A 17964-nucleotide genomic window follows, 5' to 3' on the forward strand; every position below is an offset into this window, starting at 1 on the left:
GCGCGCCTGCGTTTGCAGGCGCGCCCCTTGCTGTTCTCTATCCCCTGTCCCGGCGCAGCAGGCGCCGGAAGCTCAGGTCGATGGCCAGGGCCCCCAAGGGGGCAGTGACCAGGATAGCGACTACCGCCACGGTGAGCACCACCTGCCCACAGGCCAGGCCCATGGCCAGAGGGACACCGCCGATGGCGGCCTGCACTGTAGCTTTGGGCAGATAGGCCAGCACGGCAAACAGCCGCTCCCGTCCGCTCAGGCGGCTCCCCGCCACGCAGAGGAGCACCCCCACGGCCCGGAAACACAGCACCCCCAGCACCGTGGCCACGGCGGCCAGCCCTGCCGCCGCGGCGTAGCCGATGTCCACCTCGGCCCCCACCAGGACAAAGAGCATCACCTCGGCCGCCACCCACAGCTTACCGAACTTGGCAGTGAGCCGCTCCGCCGCCGGCCTCCGCCAACGGCGCAGGCCCAGGCCCGTCCCCAGAACAGCCAGCAGCCCGGAGAAGGGGACCACCCCCTCCGCCGCGTCCTCCAGGGCAACCAGCAGGAAAGCCAGCGCCAGCAGCACCACCACCTTGGCCGAGTCCCGCAGGTGGAAGCGGGTGAAGCATTTAGCCAGGACGTATCCCAGCCCCAGGCCCGCCGCCCCACCCAGCACAATGGATACCGGCACCCCCGCCAGGGCCGCAGGGGAAAAGCTGCCTCCCTGAGCCATGCCGGTAAAGGAGGTAAAGAGGACGATGACGAACACATCGTCCACCGAGGCCCCGGCGAGAATCATCTGGGGGATGCCCTTGTCTGCGCCATAGCCCTCCTCCATCAGCCTGAGCATCCGGGGAACGATGACCGCGGGGGACACCGCCCCCACCACTGCGCCCATAATGGCGGCGTCCAACACGTCCACCCCCAGCAGCCGGGGAGCCAGCAACACCATGCCCAGCACCTCAAAGGAAGCGGGCACGAAGCACAGCAGCACGGCGGGCCGCCCGGCCCGGCGCAGATCCTCCAGCTCCAGGGACAGGCCCGCCCGGGTGAGGATGATCACCAGGGCGAGCTGCCGCAGGTCTGCGGAAATACCTAACAGGGATGGGCTGAGCAGGTTGAGTACGCAGGGCCCCAGCAGAATCCCCGCCAGCAGCATCCCCACCAGGGACGGCAGGCGGAGCCTGCGGGCTAGGGCCCCCAGGGCCATGCCCAGCAGCAGCACATAGGCGAGGCTGGTTAACATAACAAATCATTCCTCTCCAGAGGGCAGAAAAAAAGCCAATGCCCCCTGCAATCTCTTGCAGAAGTCATCAGCCAAGCGGCGGTTCGGGCCAGCGCCCCGGGAGAACCTCATTCCCGTGTTCCGGCTGCTATCCTACCATACATCCCTTCCCCTGTCAAGACCGCCTTTTTCGATATCCTTAGAGATTCCTTAGAATTACCTGCTATCCTGTGGACAGACCACAAAAAGGAGCTGTCCGCAATGGAAACACATCATATCACCCCCGCCCGGGGGTTGTCCGAGACGGGGCTGAAATGGATCGCCCTGGTCACCATGGTGCTGGACCACATTCACTACTTTTTCAGCTTTACCGGGTGCGTCCCCGAATGGTTCAGTATGGTGGGGCGGCTGGGCGCGCCCCTGTTCCTGTTCTGCCTGGTGGAGGGCTTCACCCACACCCACAGCCGGAAGCGGTACTTCGCAAGGGTCTACGTCCTCTCCACCGCCATGTCTCTCCTGTTCTTCTTCATGGCCTTTGCCCACGTGCTGGTGCGGCCCGACGGGTTCTACCCCGCCAACGGCATGATGACCACCTTTGTGATTCTCATGGTGATGTTCCAAGGCATCGACTGGCTGGGCCGGCGGCATATTGTCCGGGGCCTGGCGGCGCTTCTTCTCCCCCTGGCCTGGCCCTTCCTGGCCTCCGCCCTCTCCCTGGCCGTCCCCGCCCTGGCCACCCCCGTGGGCCTGGCGGCCTACTCCGTTCTCCCCGCCTGGGGCACCACCGGGGACAGCAGTTGGCCGGTGCTGGCCATGGGGCTGGTGCTCTACCTGTTCCGCCGGAACCGGAGGGGGCAGGTACTGGCCTTCGCCGTGTTCTATTTTCTTTACGGGGTGGTGTATATGGGCCTCATGGCCTCCCAGATGCCCGATTTCGCCTGGAGCCAGTTCTTCACCCGGTACTACGAGATCTACGGCATCCTGGCCGCGCCCCTCATGCTGTGCTATAATGGGCAGCGGGGCGGAGGCCACAAGCGGCTGTTCTACGCCTTCTATCCCGCCCATATTTACATCCTCTACGCCCTGTCGTGGGGGCTCTATCTTCTGCTGAACTGAGGTGGTATCCATGGCCCATATTCTGGTGGTGGACGACGACGGGGATCTCCGCGCCCTGCTGAAAACCGCCCTGGAGCGGGACGGACACCAGGTCTCCCTCCTCGACCGCGGTGGGGCGGTGAGCGAGGCCCACTGCCGCTGGGCAGACTGCATTCTCCTGGACGTGATGATGCCGGGGGAGGACGGCTTTGCCACCTGCCGCCGCATCCGCGCCCTGGCCGCCTGCCCCATTCTTTTTCTCACCGCCAAGACCGAGGAGGCCGACGTGCTCACCGGCCTGGGGCTGGGCGGGGACGACTACCTGTCCAAGCCCTTCCGCATCGCGGAGCTGCGGGCCCGGGTGGCCGCTCACCTGCGGCGGGAGTCCCGGGCGCCCCGCAGCCGCATCCGCCGCGGCGGGCTGGACTTTGATCTGGAGGAGCGGGCCGTCTACTGCGGGGAGGAACCGCTGCACCTGACCCGAAGCGAGTATGCCATCTGCGCCCATCTCGCCGCCCACCCCGCCCAGACCTTCACCAAGGAGCAGATCTACGAGGCGGTATTCGGCTTTGACGGCACGGCGGACTCCTCCGCCATCACGGAGCACATCAAGAACATCCGCGCCAAGCTGCGGGCCGTGGGGCTCTCCCCCATCCAGACCGTGTGGGGGGTGGGCTACAAATGGGAAAGCGCATGAGGCGGCGGACGGGGCTCACCGCCCTGTTCTGGCGCTACCTGCTCGTCACCGGCGGAGCGGTGGTGCTGCTGGCCGTCCTCTGGTGGGGCGGCCTGTCCGCCCTGCTCCGCAGCGGCTTTGTCCTCCCGGCGGGCACCGCCGCCGGGCAGGCGGACGGGCTGGTCCGCGCCCTGGAGGCCGGGGAGCTGACCCCGGCGGAGCTGCCCCACTACTACCGCTGGGCCACCTTCGACGGCTCCGCCCAGGTGGTGGGGCAGCGCGGCATGAACGAGCGGCGCCTGGGCTATGCCCAGGCCGCGCTGGAGGGCAACCGCACCCTCCACGGCTTCCCCTACCAGCAGTACCACCGCTCTGCCCAGCTCCCCGACGGCACGGTGTGCCTGCTCCAGTTCGACTACTCCATGCCCTACGGCTCCCCCGCGCTCCAGGGGAGGCTTCCGGAGTTCCAGACCTGCGCCACGGCGGTACTGCTGGCGGCCTGGCTGGCCGCCGGGGCCCTCTCCACCCGGCACTTCGCCGGCCTGCTCCGGCGGGACGCCGCCCTCCTCACCGCCGCCACCGGGGCCATCGCCGCCCGGCGGCTGGACGTCCCCCTGGACGGGGGCGCCCGGGTGCGGGAGCTGGGGGAGAGCCTGGCCGCCATGGAGCAGCTACGGCAGGCCCTGGCCCGGTCTCTGTCCGAGCAGTGGGCCATGGAGCAGGAGCGCACCCAGGCGCTGGCCGCCCTGGCCCACGACCTCAAGACCCCCCTGTCCATCGTCAGCGGCAGCGCGGAGCTGCTGGAGGAGGACGCCCTCTCCCCCGCCCAGCGGGAGCGCGTGGACGCCATTCTCCGCAGCGCCGGACGCATCCGGGACTATATGGAGCAGCTCCGCGCCCTCACCGCCGCCGGGGGCCCGGCGGAGGTGGGCGGCCGGGCGACGGCGGAACTGTCCGCGCTGGCGGAGGGCTGGGCGGCCGCTGGGCGCGGCCTGTGCGCCCCCAGGGGGCTGCGCTTTTCTCTGGACTGCCCCGCCTCCCGCCCCTGTACCCTGTTCCGGTCAGAGTTGGACCGGGCGGTGCTCAACCTGCTGGACAACGCCGCCCGCTTCACCCCGGCGGGGGGCGCGGTGCGCCTGTCGGCGTATGTGGAGGAGGCCGTACTCACCGTGGCCGTGGAGGACTCCGGCCCCGGCTTCTCCCCCGAGGCCCTGGCCCGGGCGGGGCGGGGCTTTTACACCGGCGACGCCAGCCGCCCCCAGGACGGTCACATGGGCATGGGTCTCACCTTCGCCCGCCAGACCGCCCGCCGCCACGGCGGGACGCTGGAGCTGTCCAACACCGGCCGGGGGGCCCGGGCGGCCCTCACCCTGCCCCTCTGAAGAAGGCGGCGCGGTTTTCCGCGCCGCCTTCTTGTATTTTTGCCCGTTCCGCGCTATCATAGAGGGAGAACCCATCCCAACACTGTGAGGTCTGCCCTATGATTTTTGACACCCACGCCCACTACTACGACGAGGCCTTCGACGCCGACCGGGACGCGCTGCTCGCCTCCCTCCCCGGCCGGGGGGTGGCCCTGGTGGTCTGCCCCGGCTGCGATCTGGAGTCCTCCCGCCAGTCCATCGCCCTGGCGGAGCGGTACGGCTTTCTCTACGCTGCCGCCGGATACCACCCGGAAAATCTGGAGGGGGCGGCCCTCTCCGATCTGGACGCCGTCAAGGCCCTGTGCGCCCACCCGAAGGTGGTGGCGGTGGGGGAGATCGGCCTGGACTACTACTGGCTCAAGACGCCGGAGGAGCGGGCCAACTCCCGGGACTTCTTCGACGCCCAGCTCTCCCTGGCGGAGGAGCTCAACCTCCCCGCCATCGTCCACGACCGGGATGCCCACCGGGACTGCCTGGACATCGTCCGCGCCCACCCCGGCGTCCGTGGGGTGTTCCACTGCTATTCCGGCAGCCTGGAGGACGCCAAGGTGCTGGTGGACAAGGGCTGGATGCTCTCCTTCACCGGCAACATCACCTTCAAGAACGCCCGCCGGGCCCCCGACATCCTCCGCTGGCTGCCCCTGGACCGGCTGATGCTGGAGACCGACGCCCCCTATATGGCCCCCGAGCCGTACCGGGGCCAGCGGTGCGACTCCACCATGATCGCCCGCTCCGCCGAGACGGTGGCCCAGCTCCGGGGCCTCACCCGGGACGAGGTGGAGGCCGTCACCCTGGAGAACGGCAAGAAGTTCTTTGGCATCGCCTGAGGGGCGGACGGCCTCCGGCCGCCCGTCCATCCTGGCTCTGAATTGATAAGGGAGGTAATCCACTATGATGACCATTTCCTATGAGTATGAGGGCGCGCTCTACGTGAACCTCACCAACAGGTGCGACTGCGCCTGCGTATTCTGCCTGCGCCACAACGGCCACAAGGGCTCCATCTACGCCGACGACCTGTGGCTGGAGCACGAGCCCACCCGGCAGGAGGCCCTGGACAACCTGCTGGCCCGGGACTTCTCCCAGTACCGGGAGCTGGTGTTCTGCGGCTTCGGAGAGCCCATGTACCGCACCGACGACATCGTGTGGCTGGTGGACGAGCTGAAAAAGCGGGTGCCCAACCTGCCACCGGTGCGCATCAACACCAACGGCCACGCCAACCTGTTCCTGGGCCGGGACGTGGCCCCCCTGCTCCAGGGGCGCGTCGACACCATCTCCATCTCCCTCAACGGCTCCACGCCGGAGGAGTACTGCGCCGTTACCAAGCCCCGCCAGGGTGTGCAGGCGTGGGACGCCATGCTGGACTTTGCCCGGGAGTGCCGGGAGTACGTGCCCCACGTGGTCATGACCATCGTGGACAAGGACAAGACGCCGGAGGAGATCGCCCGCTGCCGCAGGCTGACCGAGGACTTGGGCGTCACCCTCCGCATCCGGGCCTACATTGAGGACTGAGCCGTGGAAGCATGGCGATCCGGCATAATCTTGGAGACAGAACGCCTAGCCTTGCGGGAGCTGGAGATCCGGGATGCCTCGGATTTGGCGGAAATACTCCAGAATCCCGCTGTTATGTATGCCTACGAACATACTTTTACAAATCAGGATGTATATCAGTGGCTGGGGCGGCAGCGGGGCCGTTATCTGTTCCATGGCTTTGGCCTGTGGGCTGTTTGTATAAAGAATACTGGCTGCATGATTGGGCAGGCCGGGCTGACCTTACAGCCCTATCGGAACACGCGGGTGCTGGAGGTAGGCTATCTGCTGAAACAGCAATTCTGGCACCAGGGTTATGCTACTGAGGCGGCCAAGGGTTGTATGCAGTATGCCTTCCATCAGTTGGAGCAGCCGATCGTCCACGCGATCATCAAGGCAGACAATCGGCCCTCTATCGCTGTAGCGGAACGTCTCGGTATGCTTCGAGCAGATACCTTTCCAGCCCGATACTACAGCGGAGCAAGGACACATCTCCTCTACTTGGCGCGCCGCTCCATTCCCTGACCACAAACAAAAAAGGGCGTCCGGCCTTTGGCCGGACGCCCTTCATTTTAGCTTCACTCATGCGGCGGAGTCCTGCTCCAGCTCCTCCAGCGCCTCCCACTCGGAGTCGGCGGAGAACCGGAAGCGGCCCATCTGGTCGTAAACCTCCACATGCCCGCGTACATAGCGAATCTCGTAATTCATTGGTCAGCGCTCCTTTCTGTCTCGTTGTGAGTACAGTATAAGAAATACGCCGTCCAATAAACAGGACTATTCCTCCAGGGCCCGCAAGAACCGCTCCCACTCCTCCGGGTGCTCCACAAAGGCCTTGGGGCAGAGCTTCCCCGTCACATCATAGTGGCGGATCACCTGGCTGGTGTCGAGGCCGTACTCCTCCATGAGCCAGCGGGTGAGGCGCACCAGGGACTCATAGGTGGCGGAGGTGAATTCCCCGCTGTCGTCCGGGTGGCAACACTCGATGGAGATCGTGTCGTCGTTGCGCTGGTTGGAGCAGTAGGCCACCTCGTTGAGCGGGACGTTCTGGAGCACCTCTCCGTCCAGCCCCACCAGGAAGTGGCTGGAGGCGTAGGTCTCCCCCGTCTGGGCCAGGTTGGTGAAAAAGCTGTGGTTCTGCGCCGCCGTGGTACCCGGGTTGCCCACGTAGTGGATGACGATGCCGTTGACCTCCTCCAGAGGCGTGCCGGGCCGGGAGAACTCGTTGAGGGGGAGCAGCTCCACCGTGATCCAGTCCGGCGTCTCCGGCAGGGGGCGCTCCCCGGGGGCGAAGGGGTCGATCCACTTGATGACCAGCAGCACCGCCACCAGGGCCAGCAGACACGGAATCAGCCGGGGCCGGTGCCTCACCCGCCACCGGCGGCGTACCGGAGTCTCTACGGGCATGCTTCCCCCTCCTTTCCACAAATTTATCTCTATTATAGCAGGGTTTTGCCCCGCCGTCTTTTACGGTTTTCTTACGTTTTGCCTCCGCCCCCGCGGGATCTGCCCGGTCGGCCGGACAAAAAGCCCCCCGGCCGGCGCCGGGGGGCTGGTTTATGGTTCGCGGAGGGCCTGGTCGAAGGCCGCCTTGACCTCGGGCAGAAAGCAGACAAAGGTGACGGTCTCCAATGTGTTATCCTGCGCCGCAAAATCACGCACTGTATTCACCGCGATGGCGGCCGCCTCCGCCAGCGGGTAGCCGTACACCCCGGCGGAGATGGCGGGAAAGGCCACCGTCCGGCAGCCGTGCTCCACGGCCAGGGTCAGGCTGCTCCGGTAGCAGGAGGCCAGGAGCTCCGCCTCTCCGTGGCCGCCCCCCTTCCAGATGGGGCCGGGGGTGTGAATCACGTATTTTGCGGGCAATTTATAACCCTTTGTAATCTTAGCCTGCCCGGTCTCACAGCCGTGGAGGGTACGGCACTCGGCCAACAGCTCCGGGCCGGCCGCCCGGTGGATGGCTCCGTCCACACCGCCGCCCCCCAGCAGGGTACGGTTGGCGGCGTTGACAATGGCATCGACCTCAATCCGGGTGATGTCGCCCAGCACGCACTCAATCTGCGCCATGCTCCTCCTCCTCGCGGGCGTCCTGCTCCGCCTCGGCCTCCACAGCCTGATAGGCCGCCGGGGGCTGGAGCGCCGCCGGGTCGGTAAAGACCTGCTCGAAGGTCTTGGCGTCCATGTTCTCGTACTGGAGCAGATACTCCGCCACGATGTCCAGCTCCCTCCGGCGATGGGTGAGGATCTCCCCGCAGCGGGCGTAGGCCCCGTCCACCAGGGCCTTCACCTCCTCATCGATGAGGGCAGCCACCTCCTCGGAGTAGTTCTTGGTCTGGGCCATGGAGCGGCCGATGAATACCTCGTCGTGGCCGGAGTCGAAGACCACATTGCCCACCTTCCCGCTCATGCCGTAGCGGGTGACCATGTTGCGGGCGATGGCGCTGGCCTTTTGCAGGTCGTTGCCCGCGCCGGTGGAGATGTCCCCCAAAGCCAACTGCTCGGCGGCCCGGCCGCCCAGGCAGACGGCGATGCGCTCGGTGAGCTGCTGCCTGGTCTGGAAGGTCACGTCCTCCTGGGGCAGGGAGATGGTCATGCCGCCGGCCATGCCCCGGGGGATGATGGTGATCTCATGCACCGGGTCCTGGGTGGGCAGGTCGTGGATGACAATGGCGTGGCCCGCCTCGTGGTAGGCGGTGAGCTTCCGCTCCCGCTCGATGACCACCCGGCTCTTCTTCTCCGGCCCGGCGATCACCTTGATCACCGCCTCGTTGAGCTCGGCCATGCTGATGAAGCGGTGGTGTCTGCGGGCGGCCAGGAGGGCGGCCTCGTTCATCAGGTTCTCCAGATCGGCGCCGGTGAAACCGCCGGTGCCCTTGGCCAGCTCCGCCAGGGACACGTCGTCCCCCAGGGGCTTGTTGCGGGCATGGACCTTCAGGATGGCCTCCCGGCCCTTGATGTCGGGGTGTCCCACGTATACCTGCCGGTCGAAGCGGCCGGGGCGCAGGAGGGCGGGGTCCAGGATGTCCTGCCGGTTGGTGGCCGCCATGACCACCACGCCCTCATTGTTGCCGAAGCCGTCCATCTCCACCAGGAGCTGGTTGAGGGTCTGCTCCCGCTCGTCGTGGCCGCCGCCCAGGCCGGCGCCGCGCTGGCGGCCCACGGCGTCGATCTCGTCGATAAAGACGATGGCGGGGGCGTTCTTCTTGGCCTGGTCAAACAGGTCGCGGACGCGGGAGGCGCCCACGCCCACGTAGAGCTCCACAAAGTCGGAGCCGGAGATGGAGAGGAAGTGAACCCCCGCCTCGCCGGCCACGGCCTTGGCCAGCAGGGTCTTGCCGGTGCCCGGCGGGCCTACCAGCAGCACGCCCTTGGGGATGCGGGCCCCCAGCTCCAGAAACCGCTTGGGGTCCCGGAGGAACTCCACAATCTCCTGGAGCTCCCCCTTCTCCTCCTCGGCGCCGGCCACGTCCTCAAAGGTGACCTTCTTCTGCTCGTCGGCGCCGGTGCGGGTGCGGGCGCGGCCGAAGCGGGCGGTGCGATCCACACCGCCGCCGCCTCCTCCGCCCCCGCCGGCCCCGGCCTGGCGCAGGAACATGAAGTACCACAGCAGGCCGAACACCACCAGGATGACGATCCACGGGATAAAGCTCATCCAGTAGGGAGGCACCCAACCCTGGGGATAGTCGTAGTCGGTGATGATCCCCTGCCGCTTCTGTTCCACAATGAGGTCGTTAAAGTCCTGGTAGAACCAGTCCGGGTTGCCGATCTGATAGGTGAGCACACTCTGGCCGCCCTGGGGCTCCTTCAGGTACAGGGTCACGGTATTGTCCTCCAGGGAGACCCGGCTCACCATCTGCTGCTCCAGCAGCTGGCGCACCTGGGCATAGGTGACCTTCTCCTGATTCCCCATCCCGCCCCGGAGGGCGAAGATGGTCATCAGCAGAACCACGGCGATGAGCAGGTAAAAGCCCACATCGCGCAGGCTTCCGTTTCGTTTCAAACTGCGGACACGTCCTTTCCGGGCAGATTGGGCGCCTCAGGCGCCCGTTATTCCTCTCCTCCGTACACACAGGGCTTAAGAATGCCTATGTAGGGCAGGTTGCGGTATTTTTCCGCATAGTCCAGCCCGTAGCCCACCACAAAGTAGTCGGGGATGGTAAAGCCGGAGTAGTGCAGCTCCACCTCCTTGGTGCGGCGGGAGGGCTTATCCAGCAGGGTGCACAGCCGCACGGAGGCGGGGCTGCGGGCCTGGAGGAGCTGGAGCAGATAGCTCAGGGTGTTGCCGCTGTCCAGAATGTCCTCCACCACGATCACGTCGCGGCCCTCGATGTGCTCGCTGAGATCCTTGATGATCCTGACCTGCCCGGAGCTGGCCGTGCCCGCCCCATAGGAGGACACCGCCATGAAGTCCACGGTGCAGGGCAGGTGGATCTGGCGCACCAGGTCCGCCATAAACACGAAGGAGCCCCGCAATACGCTGACCAGCAGGGGCTCCCTCCCTGCGTAGTCCCGGTCGATCTCGGCGGCGATCTCCGCCACCCGCCGGTGCAGCTCCTCCTCGGAAAAGAGCACCCGCTCCACGTCCTTGTCCAGCATGTGTTCCATACCTCTCCCTCACTCTTTCTTCCAGAATAACAGCTCATAGGCCGCCTGTCCAGGGACGGCCGTCCGGCTCTGCTCAGGCCCGAAGCCCGCCACCGCGGCCACGCCCCGACCGTCGGCCAGAACCGGAATCCGCTCCCGCTCCCGGCGGGGCACCTTTTCGTCAATAAACAGCTTTTTCAGCGTCTTGGTTCCACCCCGCCCGGGCAGTGTAACCGCGTCTCCCGTCTGCCGGGGGCGGAGCACCAGGGGACCCTCCAGCGCCCCCTGGGCCAGATACAGGGCCCCGGGCTTCCGCTCGCTCTCGTCCGGGCAGCGTACCGGGCGGCAGCGCACCCGCCAGGGCGTGCCCTCCACCTCGGTCTCACCGTCCAGGGCCAGAGGCGTGGGCAGAAAGGGGGGCAGGGGGTCGGACTGGGTGGTGAGCAGCAACTCCCTGTATACCCGCTGAGCCAGCCGTCCGCCGGGCAGGAACACCACGGCGGAGGGGTCGTCTCCCCGGGCCAGCTCCACCACCGCCTTGAGGTGGGCGGCGGAGCAGTTGGTGCTGCCGTCCCCCATCATCTCCAGCAGGCGGCGCACCGCACGGGGGGCGATAGCCGCCGGGAGCTGGGCGATGTACCTGGCCTCGATCACCAGGTCGTCCTCCGCCCACCGGGCGTTCTGACAGGCCGCAGCGGCCTGGGCGTTCAGATAGTCGTTGTCGGTGCGCAGGTAGCCCATGGTCTCCGCGGCGCTCTCAGTGAGGCGGGGATTGAGCTGACGCAGCACCGGCACCACCTGGCGGCGGATGCGGTTGCGGGCGTAGCCCTCGTCGGTGTTGCTGCTGTCCTCCACGTGGGCCACGCCGTTGGCCTCCAGGTAGGCCACAATCTCCGCCCGGGAGGTGGTGAGCAGGGGGCGCACCACCACTCCCCGCCGGGGCGGGATACCCGCCAGTCCGTGGAGCCCCGCCCCCCGCACCAGGTGGAGCAGCAGGGTCTCCAGATTGTCGTCGGCGCTGTGGGCGGTGGCGATGCGTCCACAGCCCATGGCGTCCGCCGCCCCCCGCAGGAATTCATAGCGCATCTGGCGGGCGGTCTCCTCCACCCCCAGGCCCCGGGCCCTGGCCTCATGGGCCACGTCGCCCGCGCCAATGACGCAGGGGATGTCCTGCCCGGCGCACCACTCCGCCACAAAGGCGGCGTCCCGGTCGGATTCGGCCCCGCGCAGGTTGTGGTTGTAGTGGGCGGCCGCCACCCGGAAGCCCCCCTCTCCGGCCCAGGTGTGGAGCAGGTGAAGCAGGCACATGGAATCCGCACCGCCGGACACGGCGCACAGCACCGTGCCCCCCCGGGGGAGCATGTCGTATTCGGTTGTCAGGGCTTTGATGGTTTCCAGCATAAAGTCTCCTTTACGGTGGGCGGATGTGGGCATTCGCCCCTACGTAGGGGGCGATGCCTACATCGCCCCATTCCGCGTCAATATTCGCTGTGCCTCCGGTCGATGGACGAGAAGGTGGTGTACTCGGGCAGCCACTGGAGCTCCACGGTGCGGGTCTCGCCGTGGCGGTTCTTGGCGATGATGCACTCGGCCAGGTTGTGGTTCTCGTCGCTGTCGTTGTAGTAGTCGTCCCGGTAGAGGAACATAACGATGTCGGCGTCCTGCTCGATGGCGCCCGACTCACGCAGGTCGGAGAGCATGGGCCGCTTGTCGGAGCGGCTCTCCGGGCCGCGGGAGAGCTGGGACAGGCACACCACCGGCACGTTCAGCTCCTTGGCCATGATCTTCAGGGCGCGGGAGATGTCGGAGACGATCTGCTGGCGGTTGTCGCCGCTGCGGGTGGGCCCGCCGGCGGAGGTCATAAGCTGGAGGTAGTCTATGACCACCAGCCCCAGATTATCCACCCGGCGGCACTTGGCGTTCATATCGGCCACGGAGAGGGAGGGGTTGTCGTCGATTAAAATCTGCGTCTGGTTGAGGGCCGCCGAGGCGGCGGCGATCTTGGTCCAGTCCTCCTCCCCCAGCTTGCCGGTGACCAGCTTTTTGTTGTCCACAAAGCTCTCGCCGGAGATGAGGCGCATGGCCAGCTGCTCCCGGCTCATCTCCAGGGAGAAGAAGACCACCGTCTTGCTGGAGAACTTGCCCGCGTGGAGGAGCATATTCAGGGCGAAGGAGGTCTTGCCCATGCCGGGGCGGGCGGCCAGGAGGATCAGATCGGACTTGTTCAGGCCCGAGATGGCCATATCCACGTCGGGCAGGCCGGTGGACAGGCCGGGTACCGCCGAGTCGCTGGCGGCCAGCTCGTTGAGCCGCTCGTACACATTGAGGATGACGCTGGAGATGTGGGCCAGACCCTGGGCGGACCGGCCCTGGCGGATGGCGTAGATGCGCTGCTCCGCCGCCTCCAGCACCTCCTGGGCGGTGCCGGTGCCCTCTTGCACCATGGCAGTCAGCTCTCCCGCCGTCTCGGCGATGCGCCGCAGCAGGGCCTTGTCCTTGACGATGGCCACGTACTCCTTCACGTTGGCCGCCGTGGGGGTGATCTCCATGAGCTGGAGGACGTAATTGCGGGAGGTGTTCTCGTCGTACACCCCGTTCTGCTTCATGTGCTCCAGCACCGTCACCGGGTCGATGGTGAGGGAGAAGTTGAACATGGAGTAGATGGTCTCATAGATCTCCCGGTTGGTGCGCAGATAGAAGTCCTCCGGCCGGAGGGCCTCGATCACCTCGGGCACGCAGCGGGCGTCAATGAGCATGGAGCCGAGCACGGACTGTTCGGCCTCGGTGCTGTGGGGCATCTGCCGGGTCAAAAGCTCCTCTTCACTTGGCATGTTCCTCACCTCCGGGAGCGTAAAATGCGGGCGGGATAAAACACAAACGCCGCAGGGGCGACCCCTGTGAGCGCCCGCGGGCGGCCATAAAGGCCGCCCCTACCCAGGGCAGACCGGCTGAGCGTATACAGGGACGGCCTCTTTGCCCTCCCGTTCCCGGTTCAGGCCTCGGCCACGACCACCTTGAGGGTGCCGGTGACCTCGTACCCCAGCTTGACCTTCAGCTCATAGCCGCCGAAGGCCTTGATGGGCTCGTCCTGGACGATCTTGGTCTTAGGGATGGCGATGCCGTGCTGGGCCTGGAGGGCGTCGGCGATCTCCTTGCTGGTCACTGCGCCGAACAGCCGCCCGCCGTTGCCGCCCTTGGCCACTACCTTCACGGTCAGCTCCTTGAGCTTGGCGGCGGTGGCCTCTGCCTCCGCCTTCTCGGCGGCCTCCTGGGCCTTTTTGGCCTTCTCCTGCATCTTCATGGTGTTGACGTTCTCCGCCGTGGCGGGCACCGCCAGCTTCCGGGGCAGGAGAAAATTGCGGGCGTAGCCGTCGCTGGCCTCGATCATCTGGCCCTTCTTGCCCTGGCCCTTCACGTCCTGCTGCAAAATCACTTTCATCGGGATAACTTCCTTTCCAAATCTCAAAACTTATTCAATAGGGCACGTGAAATTCCGACACCCGCCAGCCGTCGGCGGTGCGCTCCATGCGAATGGGCCAGCGCTCTGTGCTGAGCGGGCGGGCGCCCGTCTCATCCGGCTGCACAGTCAGATCGGCGTAATGCCCCACCAAGTAAAACTCCACAGCGTCCTCGCTTTGGCTCACCAGCTCATAGGTGTCCGGCACATCGGCCCAGCCATACTCCAGACTGCTGCCCCGCTCCATATCCAGGAAGCACGTCCGGCCCTCCCCATCGGCGGTGAAGATGGGGAATCGCTCCCCGTTCATATTCTCCGCCCACAGCAGCTCCTCCTGGTACGCCGGGGTGAAGATGCCGTCCAGCATGGCCTGGAAGTCCTCCCACCGGGCGTACCGCCCCTGGGCCACCAGATAGGTCCAGCCGCTGTCCAGGGTGACCGTCTCATAGTCCCCCAGCTCCGGCGGATCGCCGCCGTCCAGGGGATAGCTGTCCACGCCGCTGGTGGAGCAGCCCATGAGGAAGCTGGCGGCGCTGTACGCCCGCAGGAAGAGCGCCTGCTGCTCCGCGTCCAGGAAAGCGGGCGCCGGCTGGTCCGCCATCCAGTCCGGGATGGGGGGCTCCGCCGGAGCTGGGGCCTCCGTCGAGGCCGGAGTGACCTCCGCCGGGGGCGTGGGGGCCTCTGCCGCCGGGGCGGTGCAGGCACCCAGAACCAGCGCCAGGCCGGCCGCCAACAGCACCAGCGGTCGTTTCACAGTTCTCACTCCTCCTCCAGATATGCGTCAATGGCCTGGAGGAGCATATCGTTGACCTCGTCCACGCCTTTGCCCGGCACCTGGGCGCCGGCGGTGGCGGCGTTGCCACCGCCGCCCAGCTTCTCCAGCACCACCTGCACGTTCACGTCCCCCATGCTGCGGGCGGAGAGGATCACCCGCCCCTCCTGGTCGGGGAAGAGGACGAAGGAGGTGTCGATGCCCGAGATGTTGAGCAGCTCGTCGGCGGCCTGGGCGGCGGTAATGCGGCCCACGGTGTGGTCCACCTTGGCTACGGCAATGCCCTCATGGTACATTTTGGCGTTCTGAATAATGTCGTACTTGGCGATGGTGCCCTCCAGGTCGTTCTGGAACAGCTTCTTGACGTCGCCGGTGTCCGCACCCGAGCGGCGGAGAAAGGCGGCGGCCTCAAAGGTGCGGCTGCCGGTACGCATGGTAAACTGCTTGGTGTCCAGTACCATCCCGGCCAGCAGGGCCTCCGCCTCGGTCTTGAGCAGGTCGGCGGGCTCCAGCAGGTACTGGAGCAGCTCGGTGACCAGCTCGCTGGCGGAGGAGGCGTAGGGCTCGTGGAAATTGAGAGCCGCATCTGCGATATAGGAGGAGGCCCGGCGGTGGTGGTCGATCACCGCCACCTTGTGCACCGCCTCCAGCAGATCCTGGCTCACCACCTGCTCGGGCCGGTTGGTGTCCACCACCACCAGCAGGCAGTTGGCGTCGGCCAGCAGGATGGCATCCTGCTGGGAGAGGAACACATCCTTGTACTCGCCCAGCCCCCCCAGCCGCTCGGACATCTCGCTGGCCGGGTTCTGCCCGGCCTCCTTGATGATGTGCACCGGCGCGCCCTTCTTCCGGGCCATGGCGCACACGCCGGCGGCGGCGCCGATGCAGTCCATGTCGGGGTACTTGTGGCCCATGACAAACACCCGGGAGGCGTCGGCCATCAGCTCGCCCAGGGCGTTGGCCATGACCCGGCTCTTGACCTTGGTGCGCTTCTCCAGCTCCTTGGTGCGGCCGCCGTAGAACTCAAAGTTGAACTTGTTCTTGATAACCGCCTGGTCGCCGCCCCGGCTCAGGGCCATCTCCACCGACAGGGCCGCGTACTGGAACAGCTCGGCCAGGGTGTCGGCGTCCTTGCCGATTCCGATGGACAGGGTGGCCTGGATGCCCGAGGGGCTGACCACCTCCCGCACCGTCTCCAGGATGGAGAACTTGCCCTCCTGAAACTGGGCCAGAAACCGCTCCTCAAAGACAAAGAGGTAGCGGTCCCGCTCGTACCGGCAGAACAGCCCCTGGGCCGGGGCCACCCACTGGGCCAGCCGCTCGTCGATGCCGCTGCGCATGGCGGAGCGGGCGGAGTCGGTGGCCCCCTTCATCAGCTCCTCATAGTTGTCCACGGTGAGAATCCCCACCACCGGCCGGGTGGAATAGTAGATGTCCCGCACCTGGGCGAAGTCGGTGACGTCCACCCAGTAGGTGGTGGCCAGGTAGCCCCGCCCGCCCTGATCCTCGGTGCGGACCAGGTGGCCGAAGACCAGGAAGCGCCGTTCCCCGATGCGCACCTCGGTGGGGCACTCAGTCTTGCCCTCCATGAGCCAGCGGGAGGAGAAGTCAGGCACCGCCGCGGTGATTTTGGTGTCGAACAGGTGCTCCCGCTCGCCGGTGAGCTGGAGAAAGCGGTCGTTGGACCAGATGACCTCGTCGTTCTCCGGCCGGAAGATCACCATGGGCAGCGGGGCGTTGACCATGGTATCCTTGGTGGCCGTGTCCATGTTGCAGGTGACGCTCTCGATGTATTTGATGATCTCCTTCTGCCTCTGGGCGTTGCTGCGCCGGAAGTAGAGGTAGAGCACCGCCACCACCGCCGCCTCGATCACCGCCACTGCCACGCTGAACAGGGCCGACACCGCGGCGAAGAGGAGCAGGAACACAAAGTAGAGCCGCAGGCTGGGCTCCAGCAGATGGGTCAGCTTGTTTTTCCGCATTGAGACACCTCCCAAGCAGGTCGTTCGGTGCAGAACACACATAATAAGAGATATTATTATATCAAAGGGCCGCCCCAAAAACAAGCCCGCTTGCCCTGGTTCTTGCCTTGTGATAGAATATTCCGGGTATTGTATCATGCTTTACATTCTTTTTTCCCCTGTACTGCCATACTTTTGGAAAACAAATGAACGATCGAGGAGGCATTCCCATGAAGGAATATCCCGTGCAGCGCGCCGCGGTGCTCAAGCCGAAGCCCGATCCCGACACGCTGGTCTTCGGCAAGACCTTTACCGACCATATGTTTATCATGGACTACACCGCCGGTCAGGGCTGGCACGACGGGCGCATCGTGCCCTACGGCCCCCTCGCCCTGGAGCCCTCCGCCATGGTGCTCCACTATGCCCAGGAGGTCTTTGAGGGCCTGAAGGCCTACCGCGGCCCCGACGGCGGGGTGCAGCTCTTCCGCCCCATGGAGAACGTCCGGCGCATCAACTCCTCCTGTGAGCGCATGTGCATCCCCCCCCTGTCGGAGGAGGACGCCCTGGCCGCCATTGAGCAGCTCGTGCGCCTGGAGACCGGCTGGGTGCCCTCCAAACCGGGCACCTCCCTGTATATCCGCCCCTTCATCATCGCCACCACTCCCTCCCTGGGCGTGCACGCCGCCCACGACTACCTGTTCTGCATCATCACCTGCCCGGTGGGCGCATACTACGCCGAGGGAATCAACCCGGTGAAGATCTATGTGGAGAACGAGGACGTCCGCGCCGTCAAGGGCGGCACCGGCTACACCAAGTGCGGCGGCAACTACGCCGCCTCCATCCGCGCCGGGGAGCGGGCGGAGCAGAACGGCTACGCCCAGGTGCTCTGGCTGGACGGCGTTCACCGGAAGTATATTGAGGAAGTGGGCTCCATGAACGTCATGTTCCAGGTGGGCGATACCGTGCTCACCCCGGAGCTCACCGGCTCGGTTCTGCCCGGCATCACCCGCAAGTCCTGCCTGGAGCTGCTGAAGTCCTGGGGGCTGAAGGTGGAGGAGCGGCTGATCACCGCCCAGGAGCTCTTTGACGCCGGGGCCGACGGCACGCTGAAAGAGGCCTGGGGCACCGGCACCGCCGCCGTCATCTCCCCCATCGGCGAGATGGGCTGGGAGGACCGGCACGTGGTGGTCAACGGCGGCAAGATCGGCCCCCTGGCCCAGCGCCTGTACGACACCCTCACCGGCATCCAGTGGGGTACCCGGCCCGATCCCTT

At 66.3% G+C, this 17964-nt stretch carries 18 protein-coding genes and 1 riboswitch; of the genes, 7 read left to right on the forward strand and 11 right to left on the reverse strand.

Annotation, left to right across the window (positions count from 1 at the left end; translation table 11 throughout):
- Positions 1 to 37 precede the first annotated feature (37 nt).
- Entirely contained in the window at positions 38 to 1222 is a 1185-nt protein-coding gene (locus HMPREF0372_RS03165; protein WP_007488924.1) for a cation:proton antiporter domain-containing protein, read from the reverse strand.
- Between the two features lie 51 nt (positions 1223 to 1273).
- Positions 1274 to 1346: riboswitch (Fluoride riboswitch) on the reverse strand.
- A gap of 116 nt (positions 1347 to 1462) precedes the next feature.
- On the opposite strand from HMPREF0372_RS03165, the gene HMPREF0372_RS03170 reads away from it, so the two are divergent.
- The 6 genes from HMPREF0372_RS03170 (at position 1463) to HMPREF0372_RS03195 (ending at position 6445) form a co-directional block, all read left to right on the forward strand.
- Positions 1463 to 2317, forward strand: a complete 855-nt coding sequence (locus tag HMPREF0372_RS03170; protein ID WP_007488926.1) for a TraX family protein — start codon at positions 1463 to 1465, stop codon at positions 2315 to 2317.
- A 10-nt stretch (positions 2318 to 2327) separates the two neighbouring features.
- Positions 2328 to 2993 carry a response regulator transcription factor gene (locus HMPREF0372_RS03175; RefSeq protein WP_007488927.1) on the forward strand — a complete coding sequence of 222 codons (666 nt, stop codon included), beginning with the start codon at positions 2328 to 2330 and terminating at the stop codon, positions 2991 to 2993.
- A complete protein-coding gene (locus HMPREF0372_RS03180) occupies positions 2978 to 4354 on the forward strand; it encodes a sensor histidine kinase (protein WP_039996593.1) in 1377 nt (458 codons plus the stop codon). Before HMPREF0372_RS03175 ends, HMPREF0372_RS03180 begins: the two co-directional genes overlap by 16 nt.
- Positions 4355 to 4452: 98 nt before the next feature.
- Entirely contained in the window at positions 4453 to 5220 is a 768-nt protein-coding gene (locus tag HMPREF0372_RS03185) for a TatD family hydrolase (protein ID WP_007488929.1), read from the forward strand.
- 64 nt (positions 5221 to 5284) lie between these two features.
- Positions 5285 to 5902, forward strand: a complete 618-nt coding sequence (locus HMPREF0372_RS03190; protein WP_007488930.1) for a TatD family nuclease-associated radical SAM protein — start codon at positions 5285 to 5287, stop codon at positions 5900 to 5902.
- Between the two features lie 3 nt (positions 5903 to 5905).
- A complete protein-coding gene (locus HMPREF0372_RS03195) occupies positions 5906 to 6445 on the forward strand; it encodes a GNAT family N-acetyltransferase (protein WP_007488931.1) in 540 nt (179 codons plus the stop codon).
- 57 nt (positions 6446 to 6502) lie between these two features.
- On the opposite strand, the gene HMPREF0372_RS20985 is transcribed toward HMPREF0372_RS03195, so the two are convergent.
- From HMPREF0372_RS20985 to HMPREF0372_RS03240, 10 genes are all read right to left on the reverse strand, one after another.
- A complete protein-coding gene (locus tag HMPREF0372_RS20985) occupies positions 6503 to 6628 on the reverse strand; it encodes a hypothetical protein (RefSeq protein WP_007488932.1) in 126 nt (41 codons plus the stop codon).
- 66 nt (positions 6629 to 6694) lie between these two features.
- Positions 6695 to 7324 carry a peptidoglycan recognition protein family protein gene (locus HMPREF0372_RS03200; protein ID WP_007488934.1) on the reverse strand — a complete coding sequence of 210 codons (630 nt, stop codon included), beginning with the start codon at positions 7322 to 7324 and terminating at the stop codon, positions 6695 to 6697.
- Positions 7325 to 7474: 150 nt separating this feature from the next.
- Positions 7475 to 7984, reverse strand: coding sequence for an O-acetyl-ADP-ribose deacetylase (locus HMPREF0372_RS03205; protein ID WP_007488935.1), 510 nt, complete (start codon positions 7982 to 7984; stop codon positions 7475 to 7477).
- Positions 7971 to 9917: an ATP-dependent zinc metalloprotease FtsH gene (ftsH, locus tag HMPREF0372_RS03210; protein ID WP_140402445.1), complete on the reverse strand. Its 1947-nt coding sequence runs from the start codon at positions 9915 to 9917 to the stop codon at positions 7971 to 7973. The genes HMPREF0372_RS03205 and ftsH overlap by 14 nt, the downstream gene beginning before the upstream one ends.
- Before the next feature lie 47 nt (positions 9918 to 9964).
- On the reverse strand, positions 9965 to 10522 hold the full coding sequence (gene hpt / locus HMPREF0372_RS03215) for a hypoxanthine phosphoribosyltransferase (RefSeq protein ID WP_007488939.1): 558 nt from the start codon (positions 10520 to 10522) through the stop codon (positions 9965 to 9967).
- A 9-nt stretch (positions 10523 to 10531) separates the two neighbouring features.
- Complete coding sequence (gene tilS / locus HMPREF0372_RS03220; protein ID WP_007488941.1) at positions 10532 to 11902, reverse strand: tRNA lysidine(34) synthetase TilS; 1371 nt, start codon at positions 11900 to 11902, stop codon at positions 10532 to 10534.
- Between the two features lie 77 nt (positions 11903 to 11979).
- Positions 11980 to 13332 carry a replicative DNA helicase gene (gene dnaB / locus HMPREF0372_RS03225; RefSeq protein WP_007488942.1) on the reverse strand — a complete coding sequence of 451 codons (1353 nt, stop codon included), beginning with the start codon at positions 13330 to 13332 and terminating at the stop codon, positions 11980 to 11982.
- A 161-nt stretch (positions 13333 to 13493) separates the two neighbouring features.
- Positions 13494 to 13940: a 50S ribosomal protein L9 gene (gene rplI / locus HMPREF0372_RS03230; protein WP_007488943.1), complete on the reverse strand. Its 447-nt coding sequence runs from the start codon at positions 13938 to 13940 to the stop codon at positions 13494 to 13496.
- Positions 13941 to 13974: 34 nt separating this feature from the next.
- Positions 13975 to 14712 (reverse strand): hypothetical protein, encoded by a 738-nt coding sequence (locus HMPREF0372_RS03235; RefSeq protein WP_155116955.1) that lies wholly within the window; start codon positions 14710 to 14712, stop codon positions 13975 to 13977.
- 5 nt (positions 14713 to 14717) lie between these two features.
- Positions 14718 to 16712 (reverse strand): DHH family phosphoesterase, encoded by a 1995-nt coding sequence (locus HMPREF0372_RS03240; protein WP_007488945.1) that lies wholly within the window; start codon positions 16710 to 16712, stop codon positions 14718 to 14720.
- Positions 16713 to 16921: 209 nt separating this feature from the next.
- Here HMPREF0372_RS03240 and HMPREF0372_RS03245 point away from each other — a divergent pair.
- Positions 16922 to 17964 (forward strand): branched-chain amino acid aminotransferase (locus tag HMPREF0372_RS03245; RefSeq protein WP_007488946.1); only part of this gene is annotated, 1043 nt, incomplete at its 3' end.

The organism is Flavonifractor plautii ATCC 29863, from assembly GCF_000239295.1.
Lineage (GTDB): Bacteria > Bacillota > Clostridia > Oscillospirales > Oscillospiraceae > Flavonifractor > Flavonifractor plautii.